Genomic DNA, 8,318 nt, shown 5'->3' with positions numbered 1-8,318 from the left:
CAAGTCGTTCCTGATCTCCGAAGCGGTCCGCGGTGAAGGCGGCATCCTCCGCTTGCCCGATGGAACCCGCTTCATGCCCGCGCACGACGAACGCGCCGAACTGGCGCCACGCGATATCGTGGCCCGGGCGATCGACTTCGAGATCAAGAAGCGCGGTATCGACTGCGTGTATCTCGATATCAGCCACCAGCCCGAGGCGTTCCTGCAAGAGCACTTCCCTACCATCCTCGCGCGCTGCCGGGAGTTTGGTATCGATATAACGAAGGAGCCGATTCCCGTCGTGCCGGCCGCGCATTACACATGCGGCGGCGTGGTCACGGACCTGGCCGGGCGCACGGATCGCGCTGGACTCTATGCGGTGGGAGAAACGTCGTGCACGGGCTTGCACGGCGCCAACCGGCTGGCGAGCAATTCGCTGCTCGAATGTCTCGTGATCGGACGCGCTGCGGCGCAAGCCATGGAAGCCGAAGGGTATGCCACGAGCGCGCATGCACCGCTGCCCGCATGGGACGAAAGCCGCGTTTCCGATCCCGACGAGGAAGTTGTCGTCGCGCACAATTGGGACGAATTGCGCAGGCTGATGTGGAATTACGTGGGGATCGTACGCACGGATAAACGCCTCGCCCGCGCGCAGCATCGGATTGCGTTGCTACGGGACGAAATCCACGAGTACTACGCGAACTTCAAGGTGAGCCGGGACTTGCTCGAACTGCGCAATCTGGTCGATGTCGCTTCAATGATCGTTGAAAGCGCGTGTTCGCGGCGTGAAAGCCGCGGCCTGCATTTCAGCCGCGATTGGCCGGAGACATTGCCGAAGGCGCTGCCGACCGTGCTCACGCCGCCCGCGGTCAGGCGGCGTGAAGGTTAGCCCTCTCGCACGGCATCCAGCGCGCACTGCACCAGATCCTGAATCAACGGCGCGACTTGGCCGGCGCGCGTTTCGTCGTATGCATATGGGCGCGTTTCTTCCATATACGTGATCTGCGAGAGTTCGAGCTGGACCGCGTGGATGCCGTCCTGCGGCTTGCCGAAATGACGCGTGATGTAGCCGCCCTTGAAGCGCCCGTTCGCAACAGCCGTGTACACGCCGGTCCTGGCGACCATCGCCTCGAGCTTTTCACCGAGTCCCGCGACCGCGCTCTCGCCGCCTGCCGTGCCCAGGTTGAAGTCGAAGAGCTTGCCATCGAAGAAACGCGGCACGTGCGAGCGGATGGAATGCGCCTCCCACAACAGCACCTTGCCGTGCGCGGCTTTCAGACGCGCCAGTTCTTCGCCCAAGGCATCGTGGTACGGCCGCCAGTATTTTTCGCGACGATCCGCAATCTGTGCTTCGGTCGGCGCGCCACCTTCCGGGTAAAGCGGCTCGCTGTTGAAGGTATCGACGGGACAAAGGCCGGTTGTATCGCGTCCCGGGTAGAGGTTCGCGCCATCGGGCGGACGGTTCAGGTCGATCACGTAGCGCGAATTGAACGGCGCGAGAATCGACGCGCCCATGTCCGCCGCGAACCCGTAGAGACGTTCGAGATGCCAGTCGGTGTCGTCGACCTCGCGGGCGATCGGATTCATGGTCGCGGCAACGTCCGCCGGAATCTGCGTGCCGGCGTGGGGAATCGAAATCAGCAGCGGCGCAGTGCCGCGCTTCAAGGTGAAAACTTGATCGGTCATGGGTGAGTTCCTTTATTTGAGCAAGCCCGCGAGCGTTTTTCGATACTGCCCGAACGCTTCGCGCTCATCGCGATGCTGGCGCGCTTCAACCACGACTCTACCGCCGACACAAACATCCAGCACCGGCGTCTCGCCATGTTCGCAGAACACCACGCCCGATAACCACGCGTCCGGCGCTTGGCCCGCAATAGCCGAATGGTCGGGATCGAGCACGATGAAATCCGCGCGACGCCCCGCTTCCAGCGCGCCGACCGCGCGCCCGGTCGCGTACGCGCCGCCTTCTGCGGCGGCATCGAAAAGACGATCGGCGACGTACGTTTGTTTCTCGGATGCCAGCACGTTGCGCTCGCGTCGCGTAAGCCGTTGTCCGTATTCGAGCAGGCGCAGCTCCGAGCGCCAGTCGAGCGCGATGTGGCTGTCCGAGCCAAGCCCGAACCGGCCGTTATCGGCGAGATAGGCGTGCGCCGGGAAAATGCCGTCGCCGAGATTGGCTTCTGTGGTCAGGCACAAGCCGGCGACGGCGCGGCTTGCGGCCATCGCGCGGACTTCGTCCTGGTCGACGTGGGTCGCGTGCACGAGGCACCATCGTTCGTTCACGTCGAAGTTGTCGAGCAGCCATTGCACCGGACGCGCTTTCAGGACGTCGAGGCACGCATCGACTTCGGCCGTCTGCTCGGCAATATGGATATGCACCGGCGCGCCGGGGAATTCGCGGTCGAGGCCGTCGAGCATGCGGCCCAACGTCTCCTTCGATACCGCCCGCAGCGAGTGCGGCGCGACGCCGTATCGGAGATTGCCGTTTTCCGCTTGCGATGAGCGCAACGAGACGAGCGCATCAAGGAGGGATTCCGGCGTGTGGATGAAGCGCGCCTGGCCCGGTGTGGGCTCGCGTGCGCCGAAACCGCTGTATTGATAAAGCACGGGCAGCATGGTCATGCCTATGCCGGTTTGTCCGGCCGCATTGACCACGCGCGCCGCCATTTCAGCGGGATTCGCGTAGGGCGCGCCGTCGGGCGTGTTGTGCACGTAGTGGAACTCGCAGACCGACGTGTAACCCGCCTTCAGCATTTCGATGTAAAGCCAGCGCGCGATATCGCCCAGACTTTCCGGCGAGATCCGCGATGCAAACCGGTACATCAGGTCGCGCCAGCTCCAGAAACTGTCCGTCGGGTTCGCACGATATTCGGTGAGGCCGGCCATTGCGCGCTGGAACGCGTGCGAGTGGAGATTCGGCATGCCGGCGAGCACGGGGCCGTTGGCTTTTTGCACGCCGGCCGCTTGCTTCGTGTCCGGCGTCACGGCGATCAGCGTGCCGTGATCGTCCCATTCGAGCAGCACATCGCGACGCCAGCCGTCCTGCAAGCGCGCGTGTTCGGCAAACAGGCTGTTTTTTGTCATGCGATTTTCCGTTTGTCTACAGTGACCGCGCCGTGCCGCACCACCAGCGCGCAGCGTTCCAGCCCGGTCCAGTAAGCCAGTTCCGCGAGCGTCACGATATCCCATGCGACGAAATCCGCCTTCGCGCCGAGCTTGATCTCGCCGGTGACATCGGCGTGACCGAGCGCTTTTGCGCCGTGGCGCGTGACGCCCACGAGCACCTCGGCCACCGATAAACGGAACAACGTGCAGCCCATGTTGAGCATCAAGAGCAGCGATGTGCTCGGCGATGTACCCGGATTGCTGTCGGTGGCGAGCGCGATCGGAACACCATGACGGCGCAGCAGATCAATGGGCGGAAGTTGCTTTTCGCGGATGAAGTAGAACGCGCCGGGCAGCAACACGGCCACCGTGCCGGCTTCGCGCATGGCGATGGCGCCGGCTTCATCGAGGAATTCGAGGTGATCGGCGGACAACGCATGGTGCTTCGCCGCGAGCGCCGCGCCACCCATCAGCGACAACTGCTCGGCGTGCATTTTCACCGGCAGGTTCAGCTTCGATGCCGCGCTGAACACGCGCTCGGCCTGTTCCAGCGTGAACGCAATGCGCTCGCAGAAAACATCGACGGCATCTACGAGACCTTCGTCCGCGAGCGTCGGCAACATCTCGTTGCAAACGTAGGCGATGTAGTCATCGGCGCGACCGGCGTATTCCGGCGGCAACGCATGCGCGCCGAGAAAGGTGGTCGAGATCGTCACCGGCCGGGTCTCAGCCAGACGCCGCGCGACGCGCAGCATCTTGCGCTCGGTCGCCAGATCCAGCCCGTAGCCCGACTTGATTTCCAGCGCCGTCACGCCTTCGGCGAGCAGCGCATCGAGGCGTCGCAGCGATTGCGCGAAGAGTTCGTCTTCACTTGCCGCGCGCGTGTTGCGCACCGTCGAGACAATCCCGCCGCCGCGTTTGGCGATGTCTTCGTAACTCGCGCCGTCGAGCCGCATCGCGAATTCTTCCGCGCGGTTTCCAGCGTAGACGAGGTGCGTGTGGCAATCGACCAGACCGGGCGTGACGATTCTTTGCTGCAGGTCGTGGCGTACGGCATCGGTGTAGGCCGGCGGCATTTCAGCCTCCGCGCCGAACCATTCGATGCGGCCATCGCGCACGACGATCGCCGCGTTCTCTATGACTTCTGCCGGATCGGCACGCGGCGAAAGCCTTGCGTTGCGCCAGACTTGCAAAGTGTTACTGGAGGCCATGTCCGGGATCCTTTGAAACGATACGGGCGTCGATCAGAACCGCGTCTTGCGAGAGCGGTTCGATGCTCAACACGCCATTCTCGCTTGCATCGAAAACCATTGCATCGCCCTGGGACAAACGCTCGCCGTTCACCGCAAACGCGCCGAGCGCCGCGAACAGCACGACGCTGCCGCGCGCCACGTCCAATTGTTCAGCCAGACGACGAACCGTCACGTTCCCCGACGCACGATCGCGCCTTGACATGAGGTTGAAATCGCGCGTGGGACCGTGCGGCAATTCCGCGCTGATCGACGCTTCGCCTGCAAACGCGACCGAATCCCAGCGCGAGAGAACATACTCCGGCCCTTCGGAATCGATGAGCACCATCTGCTCGCCCTCGATCAGCGTCAGCACACGATCGATTCCGTCGAACACCGAAAACGCGCCCGCCTCCGATACATCGGCAACGCTCACGCGCCAGTCGAACGCATCGAATGCGGCGCCCTTCGGCGACGCCGCGATCTCACGTGTCGCGCCGCCACCGTTTTTCCACGGCACGGCCTTCAGATCGGCCGCGCGAATGATGCTGAAGGCAAGAGACATATTAGGTCGTGATGAATGGAAGGTCGAGGCCGAAGTTCTTCGCGCATTCGATGGCCTGCTCGTAACCGGCATCGCCATGACGCATCACGCCCGACGCGCAGTCGTTCACCAGCACGCGTGCGAGACGCTTGTGGGCGGCTTCGGTGCCATCGGCGACAATCACCATGCCCGCATGTTGCGAGTACCCCATGCCCACGCCACCGCCGTGATGCAGGCTCACCCACGTCGCGCCGCCAGCGGTGTTCAGGAGCGCATTGAGCAGCGGCCAGTCGGACACGGCGTCCGTGCCGTCCTTCATGCTTTCCGTCTCGCGGTTCGGGCTCGCGACGGAACCGGTATCCAGATGATCCCGGCCGATGACAATCGGCGCCTTCAGCTCACCGCTCTTCACCATCTCGTTGAACGCGAGACCGGCAACGTGACGCTCACCCAGCCCGAGCCAGCAAATCCGCGCCGGCAACCCCTGGAAGGCAATGCGGTCGCGCGCCATATCGAGCCAGCGGTTCATGCCGGCGTTATGCGGGAACAGTTCCTTCAGCTTCGCATCGGTCTTGTAGATGTCTTCCGGATCGCCGGAAAGCGCGACCCAGCGGAACGGGCCCTTGCCTTCGCAGAACAACGGGCGGATATACGCGGGCACGAAGCCGGGGAAATCGAAGGCGTTCTTTACGCCGTCATCGAATGCAACCTGACGCAGGTTGTTGCCGTAATCGACGGCCGGGATGCCCATTGCGTGGAAATCGAGCATGGCCTGGACGTGCTGGGCGCACGAGCGTTGCGCGGCGGCCTTGAGCTCGGCGTGTTGCGAGGCGTCCAGCGATGCCGCGCGCCACTTTTCCAGGCTCCAGCCGGCCGGCAGGTAACCGTTGATCAGGTCGTGCGACGAGGTTTGGTCAGTGACCAGATCCGGCTTGATGGCGCCGGCCTTGGCGCGGCGCACGAGTTCCGGTAGCACTTCGGCGGCATTACCGAGCAGCGCGATCGAGATGGCGTCGCCTGCGGCGGTATGTTGCTTGATGAGTTCGAGCGCGTGATCGATATCCTTTGCTTGTTTATCGACGTAGCGCGTGCGCAGACGGAAGTCGATGCGCGTCTGGTCGCACTCGATATTCAGCGATACCGCCCCCGCCAGCGTCGCCGCGAGCGGCTGCGCGCCGCCCATGCCGCCCAGGCCCGCCGTCAGGATCCAGCGGCCTTTCCAGCTACCGTTGAAATGCTGGCGCGCCGCTTCCACGAAGGTTTCGTACGTGCCCTGCACGATCCCCTGGCTGCCGATGTAGATCCAGCTCCCGGCCGTCATCTGGCCGTACATGAAGAGGCCCTTGCGGTCGAGCTCGTTGAAGTGCTCCCACGTCGCCCATTTCGGCACGAGATTCGAATTCGCGATCAGCACGCGCGGCGCGTCGGCGTGCGTCTTGAATACGCCAACCGGCTTGCCCGATTGCACGAGCAGCGACTCATCGCTTTCCAGGCGTTGCAGCGTTTCCAGGATCTTGTCGAGGCATTCCCAGTTGCGCGCGGCGCGGCCTATACCGCCGTACACAACCAGCTTGTCCGGGTTCTCGGCGACTTCGGGATCGAGGTTGTTCAGCAGCATCCGGTACGGCGCTTCGGTAAGCCAGCTCTTGCACGTAAGTTCGGTACCGCGCGGTGCGCGCAGGGGACGTGGGTTGTGGTTTTTCATCGAAGCACTCCTTGGACAGGATTGAAAGTATTCGGTCTCTTGAGGCCGACGCCGCGGCTCTCAAAGCACTGCGCAGGTCGGTCGACAAGTTGTATATACAAGTCTGAATTAAAATAAAAAGGAGCGCAAGTGAAGGTTAACCGATTCGCGTAGGGGTTTACTTTGATGAGGCCGGAACCGAGCGCGGCGCGGCTTGACAGCGGGAAACAATGCAAATGCCGCCAGCAAGTGGCGGCATGAATCTGTCTATACAGCAGTTTAGAAAACTGGCGCAGCCTCGCAGACGAAGGCAACAGCGGCGGCGATATCGCCCGCGAGCGGCCGGTCATCACGATATGGCGAGATCACCGCACGCACGCTCCGGTACACGGCATCCGTCCTGGGCGCACGTGTCAGGTCGGGGGGCTGCAGGTCGTAGGCCTGCGTCGCGGCGAGCAATTCGATCGCAAAAATCCGCTCCGCGTTCGCGATGATCTCCAGCGCCTTCAGCGCTGCCGGCGTCGCATGGCACAAATGGTCCTCCTGCAGACCGGACGTGATGCCGCCATCGAGACTGGCAGGCATTGCGAGCCGCCGGTTGTGCGCGACCAGCGACGCCGCCGTGTACTGCGCGATCATGAAGCCGGAACACGTGCCGCCGCTATCGGCGAGGAATGCGGGCAAGCCGCTCACCAGCGGGTTCACCAGCCGGTCGATACGCCGCTCCGCCATCGCGGCGACTTCGGCCACGGCCGTGCTCAGGCTGTCCATCGCGAGGCCGATCGACGCGCCCACCGCATGCGCCTGGGAAAACACGCGCGGCGCGGCGAGCGTGCCCGTGACGACGGGGTTGTCGGTAACGGAAGCCAGCTCGCGGTTCACGACTTCGGCGGTGGTCGCGAACACATCGCGGGCAGCGCCGTGGACGTGTGGGATCGTGCGCAAGCTCAGCGGGTCCTGCGTGCTGCGCCCATACGACGCCGCGATGATCCCGCTGTCAGCCAGAAGCTCGCGCAAATGCGCGCCCACCACCGACAATCCCGGCGATATCCGCAGCGCAAGGGAGTCGGCATCGAAGGCGGCGGCCTGCCCGCGCAGGTTTTCGAAGGTCATTGCGGAAATGGTGTCGGCCCATTGCAGCAGGCGCTCGGTGCGCGCCAGCGCGAGAGAGGCGAGCCCCGTCACGCACGGCGTGCCGTTGACCACGCTCAGGCCTTCCTTCGCCTCCAGCACCAGCGGTTCGCGTTCGAGTCGCTGCAGCGCGCGCGCCGCGCTGATCCGGCCAGTGTCGTCGCGTACGAACCCCTCGCCGATCAGCACCAGCGCGATATGCGCCATATGACTCAGATAACCGACAGACCCGAATGCCGGCACTTCGGGAATCGCCCCGCTGTCGAGCAGCGTGACGAGCAAATCGACCAGTTCGAGCCGCACGCCTGACTTCCCGTGCGCGAAGTTGTTGACCGCCGCCGCGATGATCGCCCGCGTCTCCTCGCGCCGCAGTGGTTCGCCGACGCCCACCGAGTGGCTCATCAAGATGTTGCGCGACAAAGTCCGCTGTTCGGACGGCGACACGATCACATCGCACAGCGCGCCCACGCCCGTATTCACGCCGTAAGCGCGAATCCGGCGCTCGACGATCTGCTCGACCAATGCGCGCGCATGATCGATCCGGGCGCGTGCATCGGGCGATAAAACCAGCTTCGCGCCGTTCGCAATCCGCGCGATATCGCGCCATCCAAGCGGCGCATCGAGATTCACCACGGCCGATGTATAT

At 63.8% G+C, this 8,318-nt stretch carries 7 protein-coding genes; 1 reads left to right on the top strand and 6 read right to left on the bottom strand.

What is annotated here, in order from left to right; translation table 11 throughout:
• Positions 1-868, top strand: an 868-nt coding sequence (locus ACFFAR_RS17420) for an FAD-binding protein (protein WP_375508185.1), incomplete at its 5' end; no start/stop codon positions are given.
• Here the strand turns inward: ACFFAR_RS17420 and hutG are convergent.
• The 6 genes from hutG to hutH all read right to left on the bottom strand — a co-directional run bounded on the left by hutG (position 865) and on the right by hutH (position 8,305).
• A complete protein-coding gene (gene hutG / locus ACFFAR_RS17415) occupies positions 865-1,665 on the bottom strand; it encodes an N-formylglutamate deformylase (protein WP_174363421.1) in 801 nt (266 codons plus the stop codon). The genes ACFFAR_RS17420 and hutG overlap by 4 nt on opposite strands.
• A gap of 12 nt (positions 1,666-1,677) precedes the next feature.
• A complete protein-coding gene (locus ACFFAR_RS17410; RefSeq protein ID WP_174363422.1) occupies positions 1,678-3,063 on the bottom strand; it encodes a formimidoylglutamate deiminase in 1,386 nt (461 codons plus the stop codon).
• Positions 3,060-4,295: an imidazolonepropionase gene (hutI, locus tag ACFFAR_RS17405; protein ID WP_375508184.1), complete on the bottom strand. Its 1,236-nt coding sequence runs from the start codon at positions 4,293-4,295 to the stop codon at positions 3,060-3,062. The genes ACFFAR_RS17410 and hutI overlap by 4 nt, the downstream gene beginning before the upstream one ends.
• Positions 4,282-4,878, bottom strand: a complete 597-nt coding sequence (locus ACFFAR_RS17400; protein WP_061998730.1) for a HutD family protein — start codon at positions 4,876-4,878, stop codon at positions 4,282-4,284. Before ACFFAR_RS17400 ends, hutI begins: the two co-directional genes overlap by 14 nt.
• A gap of 1 nt (position 4,879) precedes the next feature.
• Positions 4,880-6,562 carry a urocanate hydratase gene (gene hutU, locus ACFFAR_RS17395; protein WP_061998729.1) on the bottom strand — a complete coding sequence of 561 codons (1,683 nt, stop codon included), beginning with the start codon at positions 6,560-6,562 and terminating at the stop codon, positions 4,880-4,882.
• A gap of 258 nt (positions 6,563-6,820) precedes the next feature.
• Positions 6,821-8,305 (bottom strand): aromatic amino acid lyase, encoded by a 1,485-nt coding sequence (hutH, locus tag ACFFAR_RS17390; protein ID WP_174363424.1) that lies wholly within the window; start codon positions 8,303-8,305, stop codon positions 6,821-6,823.
• Positions 8,306-8,318: the final 13 nt, after the last annotated feature.

The sequence above is a fragment of the uncultured Caballeronia sp. genome, from assembly GCF_964243625.1.
Classification (GTDB): Bacteria; Pseudomonadota; Gammaproteobacteria; order Burkholderiales; family Burkholderiaceae; genus Caballeronia.
This window is presented reverse-complemented; position numbering and strand designations above follow the sequence as displayed.

Excerpts from the sequence above, each read along its gene's own strand:
- hutI (WP_375508184.1), bottom strand. The coding sequence starts at position 4,295 with ATGGCCTCCAGTAACACTTTGCAAGTCTGGCGCAACGCAAGGCTTTCG.
- hutG (WP_174363421.1), bottom strand. The coding sequence starts at position 1,665 with ATGACCGATCAAGTTTTCACCTTGAAGCGCGGCACTGCGCCGCTGCTG.
- hutU (WP_061998729.1), bottom strand. The coding sequence starts at position 6,562 with ATGAAAAACCACAACCCACGTCCCCTGCGCGCACCGCGCGGTACCGAA.
- ACFFAR_RS17410 (WP_174363422.1), bottom strand. The coding sequence starts at position 3,063 with ATGACAAAAAACAGCCTGTTTGCCGAACACGCGCGCTTGCAGGACGGC.
- ACFFAR_RS17400 (WP_061998730.1), bottom strand. The coding sequence starts at position 4,878 with ATGTCTCTTGCCTTCAGCATCATTCGCGCGGCCGATCTGAAGGCCGTG.